This is a genomic window from Streptomyces sp. NPDC001599 (assembly GCF_042893535.1).
Classification (GTDB): domain Bacteria; phylum Actinomycetota; class Actinomycetes; order Streptomycetales; family Streptomycetaceae; genus Streptomyces.
Genome location: NZ_JBIAVA010000008.1, coordinates 284,637 through 308,224 on the forward strand (window position 1 = coordinate 284,637; position 23,588 = coordinate 308,224).

A 23,588-nucleotide genomic window follows, 5' to 3' on the forward strand; every position below is an offset into this window, starting at 1 on the left:
ACCACCGATGACACCCCCCGAATCCCCGACGGCCTCCCACACCCCCGGCGCCGCCCCGCCCCGCGACTTCCCGATCCGGCGCGGCTGCCCCTTCGCCGCGCCCGCGGAGTACGCCGCGCTGCGCACCGACGACCCGGTCGCCCGCGTCACCCTGCCGACCCGGCGGGAAGCCTGGGTGGTGACCCGCTACGACGACGTACGGGAACTGCTCTCCGATCCGCGCGCCAGCGCCGACATCCGCCGCCCGGGCTTCCCCGCTCTCGGCGAGGGCGAGCAGGAGGCCGGGGCCAGGTTCCGCCCCTTCATCCGCACCGACGCCCCCGAGCACACCCGCTACCGGCGCATGCTCCTGCCGGCGTTCACCGTGCGCCGGGTCCGCGCGATGCGGCCCGCCGTACAGGCACGGGTGGACGAGATCCTGGACGGCATGCTGGCCGCCGGCGGTCCGGTGGACTTCGTGAGCGCCTACGCCAACGCCGTCTCCACGTCGGTGATCTGCGAACTGCTCGGCATCCCGCGGCACGACCTGGAGTTCTTCCGGGACGTCACCCGGATCTCCGGCTCCCGCAACAGCACCGCCGAGCAGGTCTCCGAAGCCCTCGGCGGCCTCTTCGGCCTGCTCGCCGGACTGGTCGCCGAGCGCCGGGAGGAACCCCGCGACGACCTGATCTCGAAGCTCGTCACCGACCACCTGGTCCCCGGCAACGTGACGACCGAGCAGCTGCTGTCCACCCTCGGCATCACCATCAACGCCGGCCGCGAGACCACCACCAGCATGATCGCCCTGAGCACCCTGCTGCTCCTGGACCGGCCGGAGCTGCTGGCGGAACTGCGCGAGGACCCCGCCCTGATGCCCGCGGCCGTCGACGAACTCCTGCGCTTCCTGTCCGTCGCCGACTCCATTCCGCTGCGCGTCGCCGCCGAGGACATCGAGCTGTCCGGCCGCACCGTCCCCGCCGACGACGGCGTCATCGCGCTCCTCGCCGGTGCCAACCACGACCCCGAGCAGTTCGACGATCCCGAGCGGGTCGACTTCCGCCGCACGGACAACCACCACGTGGCCTTCGGCTACGGAGTGCACCAGTGCATCGGTCAGCACCTGGCGCGGCTGGAGCTGGAGGTCGCCCTGGACACGCTCCTCCGCCGCGTCCCGACGCTGCGCCTCGCGGGGGAGCGGGACCAGGTCGTCGTCAAGCACGACTCGGCCACCTTCGGCCTCGACGAACTGATGGTGACCTGGTGACCGCCGCCTTCCCGTCGGACTCCTCCGCCCGCCCCCGGCGCGCCGACAGCCCGTGGATCAGACGGTGGAACGAGGGCGCCGCCTCCCGGCTCACGCTGATCTGCCTGCCGCACGCCGGCGGCAGCGCGGGCTTCTACCGGCCCTGGGCGGCACTGATGCCCCCGGAGGTCGAACTCGTCGCCCTCCAGTACACGGGCCGCGAGGACCGCTTCGACGACCCGGAGAGCGCCGGCATGGGCGAGCTGGTGACCGCGGTCGCGGACGCCGTACTGCCGCTGCTGGACCGGCCCTACGCCCTCTTCGGACACAGCATGGGCTCCGCCGTGGCCTGGGAACTTGCCCACGAACTGGACCGCCGCCGAGCCCCCGGCCCGCGCCGGCTCTTCGCCTCCGGCCGGGCCGCCCCCGGTACGGCGGTGACCGGGCAGCTGCACCGCCAGGACGACGACGTGCTGTGCGCGGAACTGGCCCGGCTCGGCGGCACCAGCCGTGAGGTCCTCGACGACCCGGGGCTGCGCTCCCTCGTCCTCACCGCCGTCCGCCACGACTACCGGATCATCGAGACCCACCGGCCCGAAAAGCGGCCGCCGCTGTCCTGCCCGATCCACGTGCTGACCGGCGACGCGGACCCGGAACTCGGCGAGCGGCGCAGCCGCGCGGGGGCCGGTGGCTGGGCGGACCTCACCACCGCCCGCACCGAGGTCCGGGTCTTCCCCGGCGACCACTTCTACCTCACGCCGCGACGCCGTGAGGTGGTCGCCACCGTGCTGCGCAGGATGGACCCCTCGCTGACCACGGACGTCCGGCGCACCTGGCCGAGCACCCCGTGAGGAGACCGTCGTGATCGACTACTACTCGACCTCGGCCGAGTTCTACGAACTGGTCGCCACCCGGCACACCGCCAGCAGCGGCCCGCCGCTGACCCGCGTCCTGACGGGCCTGGACGTTTCGCACGGCCCGGTTCTGGAGATCGGCGCGGGCACCGGACGCGTGACCGAGGTCATCGCCGCGGCGCTCCCCGAGGCGGAGATCCTTGCCGCCGAACCGTCGGCCACCATGCGGGCCATGCTCACCTCCCGGGTCGCCCGCGACCCGGACCTGCGGCGCCGGGTGACGGTGGTCGACGGCGCCGCGCAGGATCTCGTCCTGCCCGAACGGCTCTCCGCCGTCGTCATCTTCGGCGTGGCCGGTCATCTCACCGTCCCCGAACGCGTGGCGCTGTGGAAGCGTCTCGCCGACCGCCTGCCGGACGGTGCGCCCATCGTCGTCGAATTGATGGGGGTCTCCTCGCCCCGCCACATCCCCCCGGTGATGTCCCTGAGGGAGACCATCGGCCGCCAGACCTACGAGTGGTGGATCGGCGGCGAACCCACCGAGGGCGACGCCATGCGGTTCACCACGACCTGGAAGGTGTCGCGCGACGGCCGCACCGTGCGCGAGGTCGCCGACAGCTACGACTGGCACACCTTCGACGTCGCCCGCCTGGCCCGCGAGGCGGGCATGACCAGCCGCCGCATCACCGAGGCGGGCGGCCGGCCCATCCCCGAAATCGGAGTACTCGTCAAGTGAAGTCACAACCGCCCGAGACCGGCCCGGACCCGGTGTCCCGGACCCCGGCAGCCCCCGGCGCGGGCACCGGGGCGCCCCCGCCCCGCCCGCAGCCCCTGCGCGAGCTGGCCGGACCCGTCCGGGGCCGGCTGGCCGCCGCCGTCGGCCTCCAGACCGGCGCGGCCCTCGCCGGAGTGGTGCCGTTCATCGCCGTCTCCGAGATCGCCGACCGGCTCACGGCGGGGACCCCCGCCGACGGTGACATCCTGTGGCCGCTGGTCGCGCTGGCCTGCGCGGCGGGGCTCCTCGCCCTGGCCTGCGGCACGGCGGCCGGCGCCCTCGCCCACATCGCCGACAACGACCTCCAGCTCGCCCTCCGCCGCCGGCTCGCCCGGCACATCGGACGGCTGCCACTGGGCCGGCTCACCGACCGGGGCACCGGCGAGGTCAAGCAGGCGGTGCAGGACGACGTGAGCGCACTGCACACGCTGTTCGCCCACACCCTGCTCGACGTCGTCGCCGTGCTCACCGCACCGGTCCTGGCCCTGGCCTACCTGTTCACCGTCGACTGGCGCCTCGCCCTGGTCGGCGTCGTCCCCCTGACGCTCGGCGTGCTCCTGTTCGGCCGGGCCATGGCGGGCGCGGCGGCCCAGATGGCCGAGTTCGGCGCCGCGCTGGGGCGGATCTCCGCCGCCGCCGTGGAATTCGCCTCCGGCATCGCCGTCTTCAAGAGCTTCGGCCGCGGCCGCAAGGCCCACGAGCGTTTCGTCGACGCCACCGAGGGCTTCGCCGACTTCTTCTCCCGCTGGGTGCGGACCACCCTGGTCACTTCCACCGCCGCAGTGCTGGTGGTCGCCCCGGCCGTGGTCCTGCTGCTCCTGACCGTGGTGGGCGCCGTGTTCGTCACCCAGGACTGGCTGACCGGCGCCGCACTCGTCCCCTTCCTCCTGCTGGGCCCCGCCGTCGCCGCCCCCATGGGCGTCGTCGGCCCCCGCATCCAGCAGATCCGGGCCGGCCAGGCCGCCGCCGTACGCATCACGGAGCTGCTGCACGCCCCGACCCTCCCCGAGCCCGCCACCCCCGTCCTGCCCGACGGCCACCACATCTCCCTGCGCGGGGTCTCCTTCTCCTACGACGGCCGGACCGACGTCCTGCGCGACGTCGACCTCGATCTGGCGCCCGGCACGGTCACCGCGCTGGTCGGCCCCTCCGGCTCCGGCAAGTCCACCCTCGCCTCGCTCCTGCCCCGCTTCCACGACGTCACCGCCGGCACGGTGACCCTCGGCGGCGCCGACCTCCGCGACATCCCCGCGACCGAGCTGTACCGCCGGGTCGGCTTCGTCCTCCAGGACGTACGGCTGCTGCGGGCCAGCGTCACCGACAACATCCGCCTGGGCCGCCCCGAAGCCACCGACGAGGAAGTCGAGCGGTGCGCCCGCGCCGCCCGCATCCACGACCGCGTCACGGCACTGCCCGACGGCTACGCGACCGAACTCGGCACCGCCGTCACGCTCTCCGGCGGTGAGGCACAACGCCTCTCCATCGCGAGGGCCCTGCTCGCCGACGCCCCCGTCCTCGTGCTCGACGAGGCCACCGCGTACGCCGACCCGCACTCCGAGGCACTGATCCAGGACGCGCTGTCCGCGCTCGCGGCCGGCCGCACCCTGCTCGTCATCGCCCACCGGCTGTCGACCGTCCGCTCCGCCGACCGGATCGTGGTCCTGGAGGACGGACGCGTCACCGAACAGGGCCGCCACGACGACCTCGTCGCCGCGGGGGGCCGCTACGCCACCCTCTGGGACGCCCAGAGCAGCACGGACGACGTCCGAGAAGGAAGTGCGCGATGATCCGTCAGCTCTACCGGGTCCTCGGGCCGGAAGGCTCCCGTCCGCTCAACCGGCTGCTCGTCCTCCAGTGCGGCGCGGCCGTCCTCCAGGGTGTGGCCTTCGCCCTCCTGGTGCCCGTACTGCGTGCCCTGCTCGGCCCCGATCCCGACGACGTGTGGCCCTGGCTGGCGGCGTTCGCCGGCTGCGCGCTCGCGCACGCCGTGCTCCAGGGCGCGGCCGTCGGCGGCGGGTTCACGGTCGGCTCCCAGCTCTCCCGGGTGCTGCACCGCCGTATGGCGGACCAGGCACTGCGCCTGCCGCTGGGCTGGTTCGGCGCCGGCCGCACGGCCGAGTTCAGCAGGCTCGCCGGACAGAACGTCATCCAGGTGATGAGCACACCGGCCCACCTGCTGCGCCCGTTCATCAGCTCCCTGCTCACTCCGGCCACCCTGGTGCTCGCCACGTTCTTCTTCGACGTCCGCACCGCCCTGGTGCTGCTGGTCTGCGCGCCCGTGCTGTTCGCCGTCCAGGCGGCGAGCAGCGCCGTGATGCGCCGACTGGACCTGGGCCGCGACGCCGCGATCGGCGAGTCCGCCGACCGGGTCCTGGAGTACGCGCGCAACCAGCCGGTACTGCGGGCGTTCGGCCGGACCGCCGAGGGATACGGCGCGCTGGACGACGCCCTGGTGGCCGAGGCGCGCGCCGACCGGCGGCTCATCGCGCGGGGGCTGCCCGGACTGGTCTCGTTCTCCTCCGCCACCCGGCTCGTGTTCGCCCTGCTGCTCGCCCTCGGGGTGTCCTGGCAGCTCGACGGCTCCCTCACCGTGCCCACCCTGCTGGCACTCCTCGTGCTGCTGGTCCGCCTGATCGACAGCGTGTCGTCCGCCGCCGAGGCCGGTGCCGGGATGCGCATCGCCCGCAACACCCTGGAACGCCTCGGCGCTCTCCTCGACGAACCGCCGTTCCCCCAGCCCGCCGAGCCGCAGACGCCCCGCGACGCGAGCGTGGAGTTCGACAAGGTCGGCTTCCGCTACGACGGCGGCGCCGACCCGGTGGCCGGGGCAGCCGCACGCCCGGTCCTGAACGACGTGAGCTTCCGCCTGCCCGAGCGCAGCATGACGGCGCTGGTCGGGCCCTCCGGCGCGGGCAAGACCACGATCGCCCACCTGCTCGCCCGCTTCCGGGACACCACCGAGGGCACCGTCCGCATCGGCGGCGTCGACGTACGCGAGATCGGCGCCGACGACCTCGCGGCCCACGTGTCCCTCGTCTTCCAGGACGTCTACCTCTTCGACGGCACGATCGAGGAGAACGTCCGCATCGCCGCCCCGCACGCGGACTCCGGCGAACTGGCCGAGGCCGCGGCGCTCTCCGGCCTCGACCGCGTGATCGAGGAACTGCCCGAGGGGTGGGCCACGAAGGTGGGCGAGGGCGGCGCCCGTCTGTCCGGCGGACAGCGGCAGCGCGTGTCCATCGCCCGCGCACTGCTCAAGGACGCCCCGATCCTCGTCCTCGACGAGGCCACCGCCGCCCTCGACCAGGAGAACGAGGCGCTGTTCGCCCGGGCCGTGCGGGCCCTGGCCGCCCGCAAGACGCTCCTGGTCGTCGCGCACCGGCTGAGCACCGTCGTGAGCGCCGACCGGATCCTGGTCCTGGAGGACGGCGAGATCACCGAACGGGGCACGCACGACGACCTGGTGGCGGCGGCAGGCACGTACGCCTCCTTCTGGGAACGGCGGGCGCAGGCCCACGGCTGGCGACTGGAGTCGGCCCCTTCATGACCCCTCGCCCGACACCCGCGACCACCCCGACCCATCGGCAGAGAGAAGGCACGACACGATGAGCACCGGATCCCGGAACACCTGGGAGGCATGGGCGAGGTCCGTCCCACCGCTTACGTGCGCGAGCACCCGGGAGCCCTGCCACGACCCGGCCGCCACCGCCACCCGCCTCGCACGGGCGGGCCTCGCGGACCAGTACGTGGTGTACGAGTCGGAAGGCGGAGTCTGGCACTTCGCGGCGGGCTCCGACGTGAGCGTCACCGCGGACGCCACCGGCATCACCGCGCGGGCCGCCGGGCGTACCTGGACCTCGCGCACGCAGCGGCGGCCGTTGACGGCGTTCGCCGAGGCCCTGGCCGCGCTGTCGCCCGTGTCCGCGCTGCCCGACGAGAGCGGCGAAGAGCGCCGCTTCTACGGCTGGGCGGCCTTCGAACTCGCCCACCTCCTGCACGCGGAACCCGCGACGGCCGGGGACCGGCCGCTGCTGCACGCCCTGGTCCCGTCCGTCGAAGTGACCCTCACCGGCGACTCGACGGTGGTCCGCGCGGTGGACGAGGCGTGGGCGCGCAAGGTCGCCGACCTGCTCGCGGAGCCCGCGGCCGAGCAGACCTCCCACGACGGACCGGCGCGGGACCGGACCGAGGACGTCATCGCCGTCGGCACCGCAGCCTACGGCCGGGCGGTCTCCCGTACGGTCCGGGACATCCGCGCCGGGTTGCTGGAGAAGGCCGTGGTCTCCCGGCGGGTCCCGCTGCCGGCCGAGCCCCGCCCGGACTTCCCCGCGACCTATCTCGCGGGCCGCCGGGCCAACACACCGGCACGTTCCTACGTGCTGGACCTCGGCGGCTACCGGGCTGCCGGATTCAGCCCCGAGACAGTTCTGGAGGTCGGGGACGACGGGCGGGTCAGCACCCAGCCGCTCGCGGGCACGCGCGCCCTGGGCGCCGACCCGGCGGAGAACGAGCGCCGGCGCGCGGAACTGCTCAGCGACCCCAAGGAGATACACGAACACGCCGTGTCCGTTCGTCTCGCCTGGGACGAGATGGCGGCCGTGTGCCGCCCCGGCTCCGTCGTGGTCGAGGAGTACATGGCGGTCCGCCCACGAGGATCGGTGCAACACCTGGCCTCGCGGGTGACGGGCCGGCTCCGGCCGGACGCCGGACCCTGGGACGCCTTCGCCTCCCTGTTTCCCGCGATCACCGCCACCGGAGTCTCCAAACGTGCCGCCCTCCAGGCCCTGGCCCGCCACGAGGAAGGGCCACGCGGCCTGTACGGCGGGGCGGTCTTCCGGGGGACCACCGGCGGCGCCCTCGACGCCGCTCTCGTCCTGCGCACCCTGATCGGCGCGGGCGACGAGGCGTGGCTGCGAGCCGGCGCCGGGGTCACCGCTCAGTCCAGCCCCGAGCGGGAGACCGAGGAGACCTGCGAGAAACTCCGCAGCGTCGCCCCGTACCTGCGGTTCTCCCTCACCTGACCGCAACCGTGCCGTTGGAGCCGGCGGAGGGGACGGATCGGAGGCAACGGACACGTCGTCGACGCAGGAGGGGACATGGCGGTACTCACCGGCAAGGCGGCCGTCTTCGCCGGAGGCTCGCGGGGGATCGGACGGGCTGTCGTGCTGCGACTCGCACGGGACGGAGCGGCGGTGGTCTTCAACTACGCGCAGAACCGGGAGGCCGCGAACGACGTGGTGCGGCAGGCCGAGGAGGCCGGTGGCAGGGTCACCGCGGTCCAGCTGGACCTGGCCGAACGGGGGCGGCCGAAGACCTGCTGTCCACGGCCGAACGTCGGCTCGACGGCCTGGACATCCTGGTCGACAACGCGGCCGTGCACACCGACGTCGTACCGACCCTCGTGGCCTGAGCCCTAGGACGTGGCGGACGTGGTCGCCTTCCTCGCGGGGCCGGACGGGCGATGGCTGACGGGACAGGACACCCGTGCCAACGGAGGCGTCCTCTGACGGGTGTTGCGGAAGGCCGAGTTCAGTGGTGGCTGTGGGGCGTTGTGCGGGGATCGAGCACCTGTGCGCCCCGCAGGCTCTCTCCCTGACCTGCTGCGCTGCGGCGCACGGTCGGATGTATGGGGCATACAGGTGAAGCGTGTGCGGGACGCGGAGACGGTACGGACTGCCCGAACGGGGAGGACGCCGTCGTGGACGGGCCGCGGTGCGAGGAATGCCGGTACCACTGGGAGCTGGACCAGACCGAACCCGGCCGGCGTGCGGCCCCGGACGACGGGATGACCCGGCCGCTGGGGGAGCCGGGGGAGGCCGGGAAGGAAGTCGCGTAGGTTCGGCTCACGGTCGGCACTTCCGGGCCGAGAGGTCAGGGGCGCAGCAGATCGGTGGAGACGGTCCACAGGCGCTGGGCGGCGGCGGGATCCAGCGCCCACTCCTTGACACCGTGCGGGTGCTGCGCGAGGTCGGCGTCGTTCGGCACCGGGTAGGCCTCTTGTCCGTCGTCGAGGTAGTGGCCCCCGGAGTGGGCGAACTCGGGGGCGACGGCCGCGACGACACTGGTGGCGGCTCCCTGCTCGACCGTTTTGTACGTGAAGATTCCGGCAGCCTCGGCCGCGTCGAGCGACGCCTTCTGCTCCGGCGTGAAGTTCCGCTGCAGACCCGTGGCGACACCGCCGGGATTGACCGCGTTGGCGACGATGCCGTCGGACGCCCACAGGCGGGTCGCCTCGACGGCGAAGAGGGAGTTCGCCGTCTTCGACTGTGCGTAGGCGGTCTGCGGGTCGTGGCTGCGGTGCTGGAAGTGGAGGTCGTCGAAGTCGATGCCGGACCGCATGTGCGCCGTCGAACTGACCGAGACGATCCGTGCTCCGTCGCGCTCGGCCGCACCGCGGGCCAGGGCCCGGTGCAGCCCGGTGGCCAGGGCGAAGTGGCCGAGGTGGTTCGTCGCGAAGTGCAACTCCCAGCCCTCGGGCGTCCGTTCGAGCCCGCCGGTGACCACACCGGCGTTGTTGACGAGCAGGTGGAGCGGGCCGTCCCACGCGTCGACGAACCGGGTGACGCCGGCCCGGTCGGCGAGGTCGAGCCGGGCGACGCGGGGCGGGGCCGCTCCGGTCGACCTGCCGATCGTCTCGGCGACGGTGACACCCGAAGCCGTGTTCCGCACGGCGAGCGTCACCTCCGCCCCGGCAGCGGTCAGGGCACGAGCCGTCTCGATGCCGAGCCCGGAGGACGCTCCCGTCACGATCGCGCGGACGCCGGTGAGGTCGATGCCCTCCAGCACCTCGTCCGCGGTGCTGGAGGCGGTGAAGGGCGTGGAGACGAGCGGGCGGGTTTCCATGGCTCAACTATACGAACTAGACGAAATTTGTATAGTGCGACCGGTGCTCGTATGCTCACCGCATGAGCAGTCGCGACGCCGACCACCCGCCCTCGACCGGCGCGGATGCCGACCGCCGGACCATGGTTCTGGAGTCCGCCATGGCCACGTTCGCGCGTTTCGGATACCGGAAGACCTCGATGGAGGAGGTGGCGCGGGCGGCGCACATCTCCCGGCCGGGCCTCTACTTCCTCTTCTCCTCGAAGGAGAGCCTGTTCCGTGCCGCGGTCACCCAGGCCCTGCACCGCGACATCACCGCGGTCGAACAGGCCCTGGCCGACGGCGACCGCCCCCTTCTGGAGCGCCTCGTCGAAGCGTTCGATCACTGGGCGGGCCGCTACGTCGGCCCGCTGACGCGCGATGCCGCGACGGTGATCGAGGACAATCCCGGCATCCTCGGAGAGGTGGTCGAGGTCCTGCCGCGACGTTTCGAGGAGCTGATCACGGAGGCGATCGCCGCCGCGACAGGACGGGAGGAGGCCGTCCGGATCGCACAGACGATGATCAGCGCGTCGACGGGACTCAAGCACCAGGTCGGGTCAAGGGAGTCGTACCTCGAACGCCTGACGGTGGCCGTCGGTCTCCTGGTGCGCTGAAACGCTCCGGTGGCACTCGCCTTCTGCGTCGGTCCACCGCACGAGACGCCTCAGTGTTCGGCCGCACGCGTGGCCAGGTCCTCTTCCGTGATGGTGCGGGTCACCCGGCACGGTGTGCCGACCGCGATGGACATGGGGGGAATGTCCCGGCTGACGACGCTGCCGGCGCCGATGACCGACCCGTATCCGATACGGACGCCGGGCAGGACCACCGCGTTGCTGCCGATCCACACCTTGTCCTCGATCACGATCGGTTCGGAGAACCTCCCGAAGTCCACACGTCGGGAGGGGTGAACCGGATGCCCCGTCGTGGTCAGCGTCACGCTGGGGGCGATCATGACACCGTGGCCGATGCGTATCCGCACGTCGTCCACGAACGTCAGGTTCACGTTCCCGAAGAAGTCGTCGCCGATGTGGACGTTGCTGCCGAACCCGGCGTGGAACGGCGGCAGCAGCACGGTCCGTTCACCGACCGAGCCGAAGATCGCGGTCAGGAGCGACCGACGCCGCTCCGTCTCGCCCGGCGGGGTGTGGTTGTACTCGAAGATCTGCTCCGTTCGCTGCAGAGGGGCCTGGAAGGCCGCTTCCGACTCGGTGTAGACGAGCCCTTTGGCGATCCTGGCCAGGACTCTTTCCTCGTGACCGTCCGTCACAGTGAGGGGCTCCTTTCGCTCTGCCGACCGGATCAGGCGCGGTCGTGGAGGGTGACGTGGTAGCCGTCGGGGTCGGCGAAGGTGAACGTCCGGCCGAACGGGCCGTCGATCGGTGCGGAGACGATGGTGTGACCGTCGGCGACGAGGGCGTCGTGGATGGCCTGGACGCCGGTGCCGTGGAGCCAGATCGCGGCACCGATGCCGGGCTGGGCGACGGAGGCGAGATCGGTGCCGGGAACGAGGTCGCGGAGTGCGAACGCGATCGGCTTCGTCTCGAAGACGACGGCGTGCGGAGGCCCGGCCTGCGAACGGACGAGGCCGAGGTACTGCTCGTAGAACGCCTGCGAGGCGTCGAGGTCGCGTACCTGGAGCGAGATGAAGTCGGGACCGGTGACGGGCATGGCGATGCTCCTTCTCTTCGTGTCAGATTCCTGACACAAGCCAATGTATGTCAGAATGCTGACATGAGTCAAAAGGGTGCCGGCATCGACCTGGACAAATCACTGGGCTACCTGCTCAAAGAGGCTTCGAGCGCCCTGCGCGCAGCCATGGAGGAGGTGCTGCGGCCACTCGGGATGAGCGTGACGCACTACTCCTGCCTCGAACTGCTGGCTCAACGGCCGGGCATGTCGAACTCCGAGCTCGCGCGGGGCGCGTTCGTGACCCGCCAGTCGATGAACGTGCTGCTCCAGGCCCTGGAACGCGACGGCTACGTGACCAGGCCCGCGGCGGCGCCCGTCGGGAAGGCGCTTCCCGCGCGGCTCACTCCTCGCGGCCGGCGGAGCCTGGAGAAGGCGACCGTGGCGGTCCGCTCCGTGGAGCTCAGAATGCTGGCCGGCATGACCGAGAGCGAGCAGTCGGGCGCGTTCCGGATCCTGCAGAGCATGATTCATTCCCTGCGCGCCGACACCGAGGGTTCCTAGACCGCCTCCTACTCGGCCTGCGGCTGCACCTCCGCCGGGGCGGACGAGCGGCTGATGACCAAGGCACCGACGACCAGTCCGGCGACGGCGAGCACCGCTGCCGCCAGGAACGGGTCAACACCGTGCACGGCGGGGGCGAATCCGATCCCCACATAGACCGTCACACCGGCCGCCCCGCCGAGCTGGTCGGCCGCCCGCTGGACTCCGGAGGCGATCCCGGCGTCGTCGTCAGTGGTCCCGCCGACCGCGATGTACTGCAGCCCCACCAGCCCGAAACCCATCCCGGCGGCGATCAGCAGCATCGCGGGCAGCAGCCACACCGCTCCGCCATCCAGCGCTGCCACGAGCGCGATCACCGTCATCGCGAGCGCGGCGGAGCCGAGGCCCGCCAGCACGCACACGCGTGCTCCCCAGCCGGCCAGCAGCCGGGGCACGAGAACCGAGGCCGCGATCAGCGCGCCGGCCAACGGCAGCATCGTGAACCCGGCTCCCAGCGGACCGACCCCGAGCCGGTCCTGCAAGTAGAACGTAAACAGCAGGAACGAGGTCGACAGCGCCCCGCTGAGCAGCATGGTGGTCAGGTTCGCCCGCACCCGGGCACGGTGGGCGAAGAAGGCCGGCGGCACCAGTGGCGCGGGGGACCGCGACTCGACCCGCACCAGTCCGGCGGCGGCCAGTGCCGCACCGGCCAGCGCCACCAGGCTCACCCACCGGCGCGTGCCGGATGCACCGGCCTCGACCGCGGCGTAGGTGAACAGCAGCGGGCACGCGGTCAGCAGGAGCGCGCCCGGCAGGTCCAGCCGGGCCCGTTCGCGGGGTGCTGGGCGGTCGGCCCGGACCAGGACGAGCGCGGCCACCGTCACGGCCAGGATGAACGGCACCGAGATCAGGAAGACCCATCGCCAGCCCAGATGGGCGGTGATGATTCCCGAGAGGGCGAATCCGAGCACCAGCCCGCAACTGGCGACCGCGGCCCACACGCTCAGAGCCCGCGACCGGCGTGGGCCCTCGGGGAACATCAGCACGATGGTGGCCATCGCGGCCGGCAGCGCGATGGCTTCGCCGGCCCCCTGGACGAGGCGCGCGGCCACCAGGACCGCGAACGAGGGGGCCAGCCCCGCCAGCAGAGACGCCGCACCGAACAGGGCGGTGCCGGCCAGCAGCGTGCGGCGGCGGCCCAGCAGGTCGCCGAGGCGGCCGCCGAGCATCAGCAGCCCGCCGCCGGTGACGGTGTAGCCGACCACCACCCAGGTCAGCGCGTGGCCGTCGACGCCGAGATCCGCGCCGATCGAGGGCAGCGCGATGTTCACCACGGTCACGTCGACCGCGATGAAGAACTGCAGCATCGACATCGCGCACAGCACGAGCCGTGCACGCATGGGAGACGGGCTGTGCCCGCGGGAAGAAGGATTGCCTGAAAGCATCGATTGCTCCGTCGCTCCGAGGAGTCCCGGGCAGCGCGAGTCGCCGCTCCGGACTGATCACGAAGCGGCTGGACGTTCAGGTCGGTGCTGTGAGTCGAACGTCCCGCCGCTAGCGGGACGTCCTGGTCACTGCCGCGCAAGCGGCCGAGCACGATGCGGCTGACATGCCGTGCAGTTTAGGGGATGCCATTTGGATCTTGCCGGGGTCGCGGGGTCTGCCACAGGGCGACGGAGGCTGCGGCAGGGCTGATCCAAGCGGCGCCCCTGGCAGCCGGCGTGCGACGTGATCAGCCGTCGACGCCGGCCCTCGGCAGCTTGCCGGAGGGCAGGGCTGATCCGTTCACCCCTCGGCCATGCAGCCGTCGCCGGCGGGCTGCCCGGGCGACTCGAGCTACAAAAGCATGATGTTCAAATGTCTGATGTTTGTGTAGGCTGCCGCCATGAAACGCATCAGCGCACCGCGACGGACGGCCAGCCTGTCCGCGCAACTGGTCGACAGCCTCCGCTCGCACATCGAGTCGGGGGGCTGGCCCGTGGGGACGCGGATCCCCCCGGAGCATGCCCTCATCGAGGAGCTCGGGGTCGGACGCAGCACGCTGCGGGAGGCGATCGGTGCACTGGTGCACCTGGGTCTGCTGGAGCCGCGGGCCGGAGACGGCACCTATGTCTGTTCCTCGAGCGAGCTTCAGTCCGTCATGGTGCGGCGGGCCAGTTCCGCGCAGCGGGACAAGGTGCTGGAACTGCGGACCGTTCTGGAGGAGTACGCCTCGGGAGCCGCGGCCCTGCGCCGGAGTGAGAGTCAGTTGCAGCAGCTGCGGGAGCTGCTGGCCGACGCCGACGCGGCCAGCGCCGGTGAGGATCCGGCCGCGGCCACGGGCGTCGACGCGCTGTTCCACCGGGCCGTGGTCCGGGCCAGCGGGAACGACCTGCTGATGGAGGTGTACGACCACCTCGGTACGGCGCTCACCGCGTCCCTCGGGGGTCTGCCCTGGGGCGCCGCGCACGCCGAGGAGCACGCCCGCCTGCACCGGCGGCTGGTCGACGCGATCGAGGCCCGGGACGCGGGCGGCGCCCGGGACGCGGCGGCGGCGATCGTCCAGCTCACCCGCGACCACGAGAGCGACACGGCACGGGCTGCGGGGGAACGGTGAGTCCGCAGCCGGCTTCGGCCTCCCGCCGGCACTCCACCTCCGAAGCGCCGGCCGCCGACCGCGCACGGCCCGCCCGGCCCGCCGTGTCGGTCGGGCTCATCGTCGCGATCTGTCTCGTGGCGGCGAACCTGCGCACCACTCTCACAGGTGTCGGAGCACTGCTGCCCGAGATCGAGCGGGGCAGCGGCCTGACGTCGAGCTGGGGCGGGCTGCTGAGTACGCTCCCGCTGCTGACGTTCGCCGCGACGTCGCCGCTGGTCGCCCGGGCCTCCCACCGATGGGGCAGCGCTCGTCTGCTGGTGGCGGCGCTCGGTGTGCTGGCCGTCGGTACGGTGGTCCGCTCCCTTCCCTCCGTCGCCTTCCTGTTCACCGGAACGGTGATCCTGTCCGCCGCCATAGCCTTCGGCAACGTGCTGCTGCCCGCCCTGATCAGAAGGAGCGTGCCCGCACACCGTATCCAGGGCGTCAGCGCTCTCTACGTGACCGTCATGGGCCTCATGGCCGCCGTCTCCTCGGGGGTGTCCGCGCCGCTGGCGCACACCGTGCCGGGTTCCTGGCGCACGGCGCTGGCCTGGGGCGTCGCCTTCACGGTCGCCGCCTTCCTCGCCTGGCTGCCCCGGATACGAGGTGACAGGCCCCAGGCGTCCACCGGTGAGACGCACAGCCCGATGCCCTGGCGGTCGCGGCTCGCCTGGCAGGTCACCCTCTTCATGGGCCTGCAGTCCCTGGCCTTCTACACCGCCGTCGCGTGGCTGCCCAGCATCCTGATCGACCGCGGTACGAGCAGCACCACGGCCGGATGGATGCTGTTCTACTACCAGGTGGTGTCCTTGGCGGCCAGCAGTCTCCTGCCCGTGCTCACCCGCGGCCGGCACGATCAGCGGTGGACCGCGGCGGGGGCCTCGGTCCTCGTGGCAGGCGGCTTCACCGTACTGGTCGCCGCTCCCGCGCTGTCCGTCCTGGCGTGCACCCTGCTCGGACTCGGCGGCGGTGCCTGCCTCGTCCTCGCGCTGACCTTCCAGAGCCAGCGCGCCGGCAGCTCCGGCGAAGCCGCCGCACTGGCGGGCATGGCACAGTCCATCGGCTACCTCGTGGCGGCGGCCGGCCCCCTCCTGCTCGGCATCCTGCACGACACCACGCACAGCTGGACACTCCCCCTCATCGTCCTGGCGGTCCTCGGGATCACCACGGCGGTCGCCGGACACGGGGCGGGACAGGACCGGCACCTGCGTCGGGGCTCCCGCTGACACGGTCCCGGCCACCGGACGAACGCGTTCGTTACGATCGGGACATGACAGCGAGAAGAGACCCGGTCAGCCGCCGGGACCGCCCGGCGAAGCCCGCACTGTCCCGGCGGTGGATCGTCGACACCGCGGTGGCGCTCATGCGTGCGGAGGGGCTGGAGAAGGTCACCATGCGCCGCCTGGCGCAGGAGCTGGACACCGGCCCCGCCTCCCTCTACGTGTACGTGGCGAACACCGCCGAACTGCACGCGGCCGTGCTGGACGCGCTGCTGGGCGAGGTCGACCTCACCGGTGCGGGCGCCGAGGAGGGCTGGCGCGAGCAGCTCAGGGCCGTGCTGACGTCGTACACCCTCGTACTGTTCGCACACCCTCAGCTCGCCCGGTCGGCCCTGGTCGCCCGCCCCAGCGGGGAGAACTACCTGCGGCTCGTGGAACGGATCCTCGAACTGCTCGCCCGCAGCGGAGCCCCCGGCGCCCAGGTCGCCTGGGGCGTGGACAAGCTCCTGCAGGACGCCACCGCCACCGCCGCCGAGCAAGCGACCCAGGAACACGATCCGACGTCCCACGAGGACTGGAGCGCCGCCGTCCGCGCCCTGCGCGACGCGGACGAGGCCACTCATCCCGCGATCGCCTCCCACATGCCCCTGCTCATCGGCGGCTCCGCCCACGACCGCCTGCGCTGGTCCTTCGACGTCCTCGTCAACGGGATCACCCGCACGCCCGTCCCCGGCCCGGCGCGGGGCGCGACCGGCTGAGGGACGGGGCGGGGCCCGCTGCCGAACCCGACGCTGCCCAGCCCTCCTGCGAGGACGCGACTGAACGAACTTGTTCGCTACGAACATGTTCGTTACGCTGAAGGCGTCCGACCGCGCCCCCCTGGAGGCCATCATGAGCACCCGGCACCACCCCATCGCGATCATCGGCGGCGGCCTGGGCGGCCTCACCGCCGCCCGAGTCCTGCACGTGAACGGCATCGAATCCGCCGTCTTCGACCTGGAGCCGGGCCCGGAGGCCCGCACACAGGGCGGCATGCTCGACATCCACGAGGAGAACGGCCAGAAGGCGATCCACGCCGCCGGCCTCCATGACGAGTTCCGCAAGATCATCCACGAGGGCGGTCAGGCGATGCGCCTGGTCGGCCCGGACGGCACGGTCCATGTGGCCACCGAGGACGAGGGCGACGGCGGCCGCCCCGAGGTCGACCGGGGCGAGCTGCGCGGCCTGCTGCTGGACTCCCTCCCCGACGGCACGGTCCACTGGCGGCGCAAGGCCACCGGCGCCCGAGCGCTGGACGACGGCCGGCACGAGGTCACCTTCGCCGACGGTTCGGCCATCACCACCGACCTCCTCGTCGGCGCCGACGGCGCCTGGTCCCGCATCCGGCCGCTGCTCTCGGCCGCCGAGCCCGCCTATACCGGCATCTCCTTCGTGGAGACCGACCTGCACGAGGCCGACACCCGCCACCCGGGCAGCGCGGCCCTCGTCGGCGGTGGCTTCTTCATCTGCCTCGGCGACCGGCGCGGCCTCCTCGCCCACCGCGAGACCGACGGCAGCCTCCACGTCTACACCGCGCTCAGGGCGGACGAGGACTGGATCGACACCATCGACTTCACCGACCACGGCGCCGCCAAGGCCGCCGTACTCGCCCACTTCGACGGCTGGGACGAGGCCCTGCGCGGCCTGGTCGACCACGCGGAGACCATCACCCCGCGCCGCATCCACGCCCTGCCCGTCGGGCATCGCTGGAAGCGGACCCCCGGCGTCACCCTGCTCGGTGACGCGGCCCACCTGATGTCCCCCTTCGCCGGCGAGGGCGCCAACCTCGCCATGTACGACGGTGCCGAACTCGCCCTCGCCCTCGCCGCTCACCCGGGCGACACCGAGGCCGCGCTCACCCGGTACGAGGAAGGCCTCTTCCCTCGCGGTGAAGCGTCCGCCATCGAGTCCGCCCGCAGCATGGACACCATGTTCGCCGCGGACGGCCTGGAGCGGATGATCGGGTTCTTCGACTCCGACCGCGCCGGGGCCTGACACGGCTCGGGGACCGCGTCGCGGGACTCACTTCCCGGCGGAGTCGGACGATGCCTGGCGCCGCTCGCCGGCGTGCAGCGAGCCGAGAAGGCCCAGGGCGTGGGCCGACGGGCTGCCCGGCTCGGCGTGGTAGATGACGAGTTGCTGACCCGGAGCGTCACGGACGTCGAAGGACTGGTACGTCAGCGAGAGGGCGCCGACGTCCGGGTGGAGGAGCCGTTTGGCGTCCTGGGTCTTGCCGCGCACGGAGTGCTCCGCCCACAGACGCCGGAACACCGCGCTGTGCTCGGCCAGCGTGTCCACCAGGCTCCTCAGCCGCGGGTGCTCGGGATCAAATCCCTGTGCCTGGCGCAGGTTGGCGACGACGGCCTGGGCGGCTCGGTCCCAGTCCTGGTAGAACTCCCTGCCCGCCGGGTCGAGGAAGATCATGCGGGCCAGGTTGTCCGCAGGCGCGAAGGGGGCGAAGAGCGCGTCGGCCAGGGCGTTGGCGGCCAGGACGTCGAGGGTGCGGCTCATGACGAAGGCGGGGGTGTGGGCGTAGCCGTCCATCAGCTGGCGCAGTGCGGGGCCGACCCGTTCGGTCGCGTGCAGAGAGTCCCGCCCGGCCGGTGACACCCCGGCCAGGCGGTGCAGATGGGCACGGGCCTGCGGGTCCAGGTGAAGCGCGCGGCCGAGAGCGTCGAGTACTTGCGGGGAGGGGTGACGCTCGCGGCCCTGTTCCAGCCGGGTGTAGTAGTCGGCGTTGACCCCGGCCAGGACGGCGACCTCCTCGCGTCGCAGTCCGGCGACCCTGCGCAGGCCGTGGCTCGCCATGTTGACGTCCTGCGGCCGCAGACCGGCGCGGCGCGCGCGCAGGAACTCCCCGAGGTGGTTGTCGTCCATGCCGCCAAGGCTAGGCGGTGCTCCGGTGCGCTGCCCGGGTGTGCCGCACCCAGGCAGCGAACGCCCTGGTACCTCCGGGCCGACCTGCGCAGACTCGGTCGGGCAGACGCCACCGCCCACCGTGGAAGGGAATTGCGATGACAGCGAACGCGCGGGATCGGCGAAACCGTGAGAACGCCGACGTGGTCGGCATGTGGGTGACCGCGGACGGCCACATCCGTCAGGAGCTGCTGCCGGACGGGCGCTACGACGAGGCCCGGGGGCATCGGCGCAGCGCGTACACCGGCCGCTACACGGTGACCGGCGACCACCTCGACTACGTCGACGACACGGGCTTCACCGCCACCGGAGACCTGCGGGACGGCGTGCTTCACCACGAGCACCTCGTGCTGTACCGCGAGGAGAAGTCCCCGGCGTCGTAGGCGTCGGCACGCCACGACCGACGACGCCGGGCCTCACCCGATGCGGACACTCGCGCCCGGAGCCAGCCGACGGTAGCGGGCCGGGACGCCGGGGCCCCGCTCGCCGAGGAAGCCCTCGACCATCGCGGTGCCGACCTCGTTGAGGGCGCCGTCATGGACGGCGTAGGCATCGTGGGGGGCGACCTCGCGCACGTAGTCGATCAGATCGCCGACCGTGGACCAGGGAGCGTGCACGGGCAGCAGCAGCGTGCCGACCGGAGTGCCGGGGACGGTCAGGGCGTCGCCGGGGTGGAACAGGGACCCGTCCACCAGGAATCCGATGTTGGCCATGCGCGGGACATCCGGGTGGATGACCGCGTGCCAGGTTCCGTGCACCGTGAGGTCGAAGCCCGCGACGCTGAAGGCGTCCCCGTCCCCGGTGGTGGCGACCTGCGCGCCGAGACCGTCCAGCCGTCCCGCGACGGAGGAGTTGGTCCAGATGCGCAGACCCGGACGCGCCGCGGCCGCCCGGCGCAGCACCTCCTCCGAGAAGTGGTCGAAGTGCTCGTGCGTCACGAGCACCGCGTCGGCGCCGTCCAGCGCCTCGGGGTCGGTCAGACCGCCCGGGTCGATGACCAGGCGGCGCCCGTCCTTCTCCAGCCGCACACACGCATGACCGAACTTGGTGAGTTCCACGACCGCCATGTCCTTCCGCCTTCATCGAACAGTACCTGTAGATAACTTGTACAACCTAACTGTACAACTAGCTGGAAGATCTCCGGCTAGGATGGCTCCATGGACGAAGACGCGCTGGCCGAGGAGCTGCGGCGGTCGATCGGTGAGCTGGTGCGGGCGGTGAGAGCCGTGGACACCATGCCCCCCGGCGAGGCCGCCATCCTCGGATTCCTCGACCGTGACGGCCCCCTGACCACGGCCGACCTCGCCCGACTGCGCGGTGTCACACACCAGTCCGCCGCCAAGTCGGTCAAGGACCTCTCCGTCGCCGGCCTGGTCCGCGGCGAGCCGCACCCCGACGACGGACGCAAGCTCCTGCTGCGCCTCACCGACGCCGGCCGCTCCCGCCTGCGGCAAGAGCGCACCCTCCGCGCGGGCGCCCTCGGCGCCGCCATCCGCGAGACCTTCGACCCCGACGAAAGACGGCGACTGAGCGAGTCGGTCGCCCTGCTGTCCCGCCTGACGGCCCGCCTCACCGGACTCGGAAGCGACGCCCGCTTCGCGCGCGGCGGAGGGGCGAGCCGATAGGCTGCGGCCTTCGAGAAGTCGATCGGAGTTCACCTGTGAGCCGCACTCGTCTGGGCATCGCGATCCTGACCATGGGCAATCGCCCCGCCGAATTGCAGGCGTTGCTGGCCTCGGTGGCCGGTCAGACACGGCCGGCCGCCCGGATCGTGGTGGTGGGCAACGGCTGTGCGCTGCCGGAGCTGCCCGAGGGCGTGGACGGGGTGGAGTCGCAGGAGAACCTGGGAGTGTCCGGCGGCCGCAACGTGGCCGTCGAGCACCTGCGGGCGTGCGGGGACGTGGATGTCGTGGTCGATCTGGACGACGACGGACTGCTCGTGGACAGCGGCGTCTTCGCCAAGCTCGCCTCGATGTACGACGCCGACGAGCGGCTGGGGATCGTGTCGTTCCGGATCGCCGACGAGCACGGCCGCACACAGCGCCGGCACGTACCGCGGCTGCGGTCGAAGAACCCGATGCGCGGTGGTGAGGTGACGACGTTCCTGGGCGGCGGGCACGCGCTGTCGATGCGGATGCTGGACCGGATCGGCGGCTGGCCGGACGCGTTCTTCTTCGCGCACGAGGAGACCGACCTGGCATGGCGCGCCCTGGACGACGGGTGGCGGGTGGTGTACGAGCCGTCGCTGCTGCTCCAGCACCCCTGGACGTCACCCGCCCGGCACGCCGTCTACTACCGGATGACGGCCCGCAACCGGGTGTGGCTGGCCAAACGGCACCTGCCCGCCGCCCTGGTCCCCGTCTACCTCGGGGTGTGGACTGGGCTGACGGTGGTGCGGACCCGCTCCTGGGGCGGGCTGCGGGCCTGGGCGGGCGGTTTCGCCGAAGGGGTGCGCGCATCGGGCGGCGCGCGTCGACCGATGCGGTGGGCGACCGTGGCACGGATGACGCGCCTTGGCCGCCCGCCGGTCGTCTAGCGTCGTGTCCGGGAGGGGACGTCGGCGATCACTCCCGGGGATACTGGTCGCCCATGGATGAGGTCGAAGTCGTCGTCGCCCATTCCGAGCGTGCGACTCTGCGCGTCGGCGACGTGTTTCTGAAGGTGGATACGGATCAGGCGCGTATCGACGCCGAGGTCGAGGCGATGTCCCGCGTGCCGGTCCCGACGCCGCGGGTCCTGTGGCGCAAGCCGCCCGTGCTCGCCATCGCCGCAGTGCGCGGGACGACGCTCGGGCGGCTCGGTGGGCCCTCGACCGGGTCGCCCGCGGGGTGGGCCGCGGCGGGCGCCGCCATCCGGAAGCTGCACGACGCGCCGTTGCCGCCCTGGCGGGGCCGGGCCGGCCGGAGCATCGTCGCGCTGGCGGCGGAACTCGACGACGAGTGCGAGTCGCTGGTGTCCAACGGCGTGCTGCCCGCCGACCTGGTCACCCGCAACCGTCGGGTCGCCGAGGCCGCGCTCCGGCCGTGGACTCCGGCGTTCACGCACGGCGACCTGCAGGTCGCGCACGTCTTCGTCGACGGCGACGAGGTCACGGGCATCATCGACTGGTCCGAGGCGGGCCAGGGCGATGCCCTGTACGACCTCGCCACGTTCACCCTCGGACACGAGGAGCACCTCGGCGACGTCACCGCCGGCTATGGCATCGACCTCGACATCGACGTGATCCACGCGTGGTGGTCGTTGCGAAGCCTGCTGGCGGTTCGCTGGCTGAGCGAGCACGGCTTCGACCCCTTCGCGCCGGGCTGCGAGGTCGACGTGCTGAGGTCCCGGATGTGAGGCTACGGAGTCCACGACGGGCACGGAATGAGACTTTCGGCAGTGGCCGGCCGCCGCCCGAGGTCCGTACCGTCCCCTCCGTGGACAGCACACTGACCGACAGCCGAACGGCGACGACGTCCCGGAAGCTGCTCCTGCGGCGGGTACGTGATCCCGGGACCCTTCTCAACGCGGCCACCGCGGTGGCCGCCGGCCTGAGCGTGACGAACCTGTGGTGGGCGGTTCCGACCGCCGTCACCGCGTTCCTCGCGGGACTCCGGCCAGGGCGGACGGCTCCGACGGCGCTCGCGCTGGTCGCGGTTCTCGCGGCCGGTGTGACGGCCCTGTCCGTCGTTCCCGCCTGGCTCCCGCTGGCCGGCCGGTTCGTGACCGTGGTGGTCGCCGCCATGATGCTGCCCTGGTTCGCGGGGCGGTTCTGGTGCCAGTACCGCCAACTCGTCCGGGCCGGGTGGGAGCGCGCCGGTCAACTGCAACGCGAGCAGCAACTGATCGCCGACCAGGCGAGGTTGCGGGAGCGGACGCGCATCGCGCAGGACATGCACGACGTGATGGGCCACGACCTCAGCCTGATCGCCCTGTCGGCCGGCGCGCTCAAGCTCGCGCCCGACCTCGCGGAACACCACCAGAGGGCGGCGGCCGACATCCGCGCCAGGGCCGCGGCCGCGGTGGAACGCCTCGGCGAGGTGATCGGTGTCCTGCGGGAGGAGGCCGGCGCGACGGACCTCGAGCCCGAGGACCCCGGCCTCACCCGGCTGACCTCCGAGGCGTCCGAGGCCGGCCTCCCCGTGGAACTCGGCGTCGACGGCGAGGCGGACGACCTGCCGCCCACGGTTGCGCGGGCGGCGCACCGGGTGGTGCAGGAGGCCCTGACCAACGTGGCCAAACACGCGCCGGGCGCGAGGACCACCGTCCATGTGACGCACACGGCAATCCGGACGGACGTCGTCGTGGAGAACGGCCCACCCCCGTCCGCCGACCGCGTACGGACCCGGCCCGGCATCGGAGGGCGTGGCCTGATCGGCCTCGAGGAACGCGTGCGGCTGACCGGCGGCTCGTTCCAGCACGGGCCGCGCGACGGAGGCTACGCGGTCGTCGCCCGCATCCCGCACCACTCCTCGCCACCACACCCGCACCACTCCTCGCCACCCACGCTCACGCCCTCGCCGCTCGTACTCCCGGCCTCCCGCGACCACGCGCTGCCGCAGGAACACCGCCGCGTCCGGCGCAGGGTCGGCCGGACCCTGGTCGCCGCGGCCATGGTGCCCCTGGTGACGGCAGCGCTGCTGAGCGCGGTGCTCATGGTCTGGGAGACCCGGTCGGCGGCGCAGTCGGTTCTGGACCCGCGTGACTACGCCCGCCTGCACGTGGGGCAAGATCGTGACGAGGTGCGGCGCCTGCTGCCGGAACGGCAGACCGACTACCGGCCGCCGACCGACGAGCCGACGGGAGAGGGCACGACGTGCGAGTACTACGCGATGACGGCCGACCGGTTCGACGACCGGTCCGGCGACGCCTACCGGCTCTGCTTCCGGAAGGACACCCTGGTGTCCCTCGGTACGGTCGCCCCGTGAGCGCG

At 72.5% G+C, this 23,588-nt stretch carries 25 protein-coding genes; 19 read left to right on the forward strand and 6 right to left on the reverse strand.

Annotation, left to right across the window (positions count from 1 at the left end; all coding sequences use genetic code 11):
* The first annotated feature begins 7 nt into the window (after window positions 1-7).
* From ACFYZ3_RS22080 to ACFYZ3_RS22115, 8 genes are all read left to right on the forward strand, one after another.
* Window positions 8-1,243 (forward strand): cytochrome P450, encoded by a 1,236-nt coding sequence (locus ACFYZ3_RS22080; protein ID WP_388520297.1) that lies wholly within the window; start codon window positions 8-10, stop codon window positions 1,241-1,243.
* On the forward strand, window positions 1,240-2,073 hold the full coding sequence (locus tag ACFYZ3_RS22085; RefSeq protein WP_388520300.1) for a thioesterase II family protein: 834 nt from the start codon (window positions 1,240-1,242) through the stop codon (window positions 2,071-2,073). Before ACFYZ3_RS22080 ends, ACFYZ3_RS22085 begins: the two co-directional genes overlap by 4 nt.
* A 10-nt stretch (window positions 2,074-2,083) precedes the next feature.
* Window positions 2,084-2,812 carry a class I SAM-dependent methyltransferase gene (locus ACFYZ3_RS22090; RefSeq protein ID WP_388520302.1) on the forward strand — a complete coding sequence of 243 codons (729 nt, stop codon included), beginning with the start codon at window positions 2,084-2,086 and terminating at the stop codon, window positions 2,810-2,812.
* Window positions 2,809-4,638, forward strand: a complete 1,830-nt coding sequence (locus ACFYZ3_RS22095) for an ABC transporter ATP-binding protein (RefSeq protein ID WP_388520305.1) — start codon at window positions 2,809-2,811, stop codon at window positions 4,636-4,638. The genes ACFYZ3_RS22090 and ACFYZ3_RS22095 overlap by 4 nt, the downstream gene beginning before the upstream one ends.
* A complete protein-coding gene (locus ACFYZ3_RS22100) occupies window positions 4,635-6,398 on the forward strand; it encodes an ABC transporter ATP-binding protein (RefSeq protein WP_388520308.1) in 1,764 nt (587 codons plus the stop codon). The genes ACFYZ3_RS22095 and ACFYZ3_RS22100 overlap by 4 nt, the downstream gene beginning before the upstream one ends.
* 58 nt (window positions 6,399-6,456) lie before the next feature.
* On the forward strand, window positions 6,457-7,872 hold the full coding sequence (locus tag ACFYZ3_RS22105; RefSeq protein ID WP_388520311.1) for a salicylate synthase: 1,416 nt from the start codon (window positions 6,457-6,459) through the stop codon (window positions 7,870-7,872).
* 75 nt (window positions 7,873-7,947) lie between these two features.
* On the forward strand, window positions 7,948-8,268 hold the full coding sequence (locus ACFYZ3_RS22110) for an SDR family NAD(P)-dependent oxidoreductase (protein ID WP_388520314.1): 321 nt from the start codon (window positions 7,948-7,950) through the stop codon (window positions 8,266-8,268).
* Between the two features lie 281 nt (window positions 8,269-8,549).
* A complete protein-coding gene (locus ACFYZ3_RS22115) occupies window positions 8,550-8,687 on the forward strand; it encodes a hypothetical protein (RefSeq protein ID WP_388520317.1) in 138 nt (45 codons plus the stop codon).
* 35 nt (window positions 8,688-8,722) lie between these two features.
* Here the strand turns inward: ACFYZ3_RS22115 and ACFYZ3_RS22120 are convergent, their stop codons facing one another.
* Entirely contained in the window at window positions 8,723-9,694 is a 972-nt protein-coding gene (locus tag ACFYZ3_RS22120) for an SDR family NAD(P)-dependent oxidoreductase (protein WP_388520320.1), read from the reverse strand.
* A 62-nt stretch (window positions 9,695-9,756) separates the two neighbouring features.
* Between ACFYZ3_RS22120 and ACFYZ3_RS22125 the strand changes: the two genes are divergently transcribed.
* Window positions 9,757-10,329 (forward strand): TetR/AcrR family transcriptional regulator, encoded by a 573-nt coding sequence (locus ACFYZ3_RS22125; RefSeq protein WP_388520323.1) that lies wholly within the window; start codon window positions 9,757-9,759, stop codon window positions 10,327-10,329.
* Between the two features lie 50 nt (window positions 10,330-10,379).
* On the opposite strand, the gene ACFYZ3_RS22130 is transcribed toward ACFYZ3_RS22125, so the two are convergent.
* On the reverse strand, window positions 10,380-10,982 hold the full coding sequence (locus tag ACFYZ3_RS22130; RefSeq protein ID WP_388520326.1) for a sugar O-acetyltransferase: 603 nt from the start codon (window positions 10,980-10,982) through the stop codon (window positions 10,380-10,382).
* Between the two features lie 32 nt (window positions 10,983-11,014).
* Entirely contained in the window at window positions 11,015-11,383 is a 369-nt protein-coding gene (locus ACFYZ3_RS22135; protein WP_388520329.1) for a VOC family protein, read from the reverse strand.
* Window positions 11,384-11,446: 63 nt separating this feature from the next.
* Between ACFYZ3_RS22135 and ACFYZ3_RS22140 the strand changes: the two genes are divergently transcribed.
* The gene (locus tag ACFYZ3_RS22140; protein WP_388520332.1) at window positions 11,447-11,905 is read left to right on the forward strand and encodes a MarR family winged helix-turn-helix transcriptional regulator; all 459 of its coding nucleotides are present in this window, start codon (window positions 11,447-11,449) and stop codon (window positions 11,903-11,905) included.
* An 8-nt stretch (window positions 11,906-11,913) separates the two neighbouring features.
* Here the strand turns inward: ACFYZ3_RS22140 and ACFYZ3_RS22145 are convergent, their stop codons facing one another.
* Entirely contained in the window at window positions 11,914-13,257 is a 1,344-nt protein-coding gene (locus tag ACFYZ3_RS22145) for an MFS transporter (protein ID WP_388520585.1), read from the reverse strand.
* 512 nt (window positions 13,258-13,769) lie between these two features.
* Between ACFYZ3_RS22145 and ACFYZ3_RS22150 the strand changes: the two genes are divergently transcribed.
* The 4 genes from ACFYZ3_RS22150 (at window position 13,770) to ACFYZ3_RS22165 (ending at window position 17,755) form a co-directional block, all read left to right on the forward strand.
* Complete coding sequence (locus ACFYZ3_RS22150) at window positions 13,770-14,480, forward strand: FadR/GntR family transcriptional regulator (RefSeq protein ID WP_388520335.1); 711 nt, start codon at window positions 13,770-13,772, stop codon at window positions 14,478-14,480.
* Window positions 14,477-15,727, forward strand: coding sequence for a CynX/NimT family MFS transporter (locus ACFYZ3_RS22155; protein ID WP_388520338.1), 1,251 nt, complete (start codon window positions 14,477-14,479; stop codon window positions 15,725-15,727). Before ACFYZ3_RS22150 ends, ACFYZ3_RS22155 begins: the two co-directional genes overlap by 4 nt.
* 44 nt (window positions 15,728-15,771) lie before the next feature.
* On the forward strand, window positions 15,772-16,479 hold the full coding sequence (locus ACFYZ3_RS22160; RefSeq protein WP_388520341.1) for a TetR/AcrR family transcriptional regulator: 708 nt from the start codon (window positions 15,772-15,774) through the stop codon (window positions 16,477-16,479).
* 85 nt (window positions 16,480-16,564) lie between these two features.
* A complete protein-coding gene (locus tag ACFYZ3_RS22165; protein ID WP_388520344.1) occupies window positions 16,565-17,755 on the forward strand; it encodes an FAD-dependent oxidoreductase in 1,191 nt (396 codons plus the stop codon).
* A 27-nt stretch (window positions 17,756-17,782) separates the two neighbouring features.
* Here ACFYZ3_RS22165 and ACFYZ3_RS22170 read toward each other — a convergent pair whose 3' ends face one another.
* Complete coding sequence (locus tag ACFYZ3_RS22170) at window positions 17,783-18,637, reverse strand: helix-turn-helix transcriptional regulator (RefSeq protein ID WP_388520347.1); 855 nt, start codon at window positions 18,635-18,637, stop codon at window positions 17,783-17,785.
* Window positions 18,638-18,774: 137 nt separating this feature from the next.
* Here ACFYZ3_RS22170 and ACFYZ3_RS22175 point away from each other — a divergent pair, with 137 nt between their 5' ends.
* Window positions 18,775-19,059, forward strand: a complete 285-nt coding sequence (locus ACFYZ3_RS22175) for an Atu4866 domain-containing protein (RefSeq protein ID WP_388520350.1) — start codon at window positions 18,775-18,777, stop codon at window positions 19,057-19,059.
* Window positions 19,060-19,092: 33 nt separating this feature from the next.
* Here ACFYZ3_RS22175 and ACFYZ3_RS22180 read toward each other — a convergent pair whose 3' ends face one another.
* Window positions 19,093-19,743 (reverse strand): MBL fold metallo-hydrolase, encoded by a 651-nt coding sequence (locus ACFYZ3_RS22180; protein ID WP_388520353.1) that lies wholly within the window; start codon window positions 19,741-19,743, stop codon window positions 19,093-19,095.
* Between the two features lie 90 nt (window positions 19,744-19,833).
* Here ACFYZ3_RS22180 and ACFYZ3_RS22185 point away from each other — a divergent pair, with 90 nt between their 5' ends.
* From ACFYZ3_RS22185 to ACFYZ3_RS22200, 4 genes are all read left to right on the forward strand, one after another.
* Window positions 19,834-20,301 (forward strand): MarR family winged helix-turn-helix transcriptional regulator, encoded by a 468-nt coding sequence (locus ACFYZ3_RS22185; RefSeq protein WP_388520356.1) that lies wholly within the window; start codon window positions 19,834-19,836, stop codon window positions 20,299-20,301.
* A gap of 35 nt (window positions 20,302-20,336) precedes the next feature.
* Window positions 20,337-21,212, forward strand: coding sequence for a glycosyltransferase family 2 protein (locus tag ACFYZ3_RS22190; RefSeq protein ID WP_388520359.1), 876 nt, complete (start codon window positions 20,337-20,339; stop codon window positions 21,210-21,212).
* Between the two features lie 53 nt (window positions 21,213-21,265).
* A complete protein-coding gene (locus ACFYZ3_RS22195; RefSeq protein ID WP_388520362.1) occupies window positions 21,266-22,012 on the forward strand; it encodes a phosphotransferase family protein in 747 nt (248 codons plus the stop codon).
* Window positions 22,013-22,092: 80 nt separating this feature from the next.
* Window positions 22,093-23,583 (forward strand): sensor histidine kinase, encoded by a 1,491-nt coding sequence (locus tag ACFYZ3_RS22200; protein WP_388520365.1) that lies wholly within the window; start codon window positions 22,093-22,095, stop codon window positions 23,581-23,583.
* Window positions 23,584-23,588 lie beyond the last annotated feature (5 nt).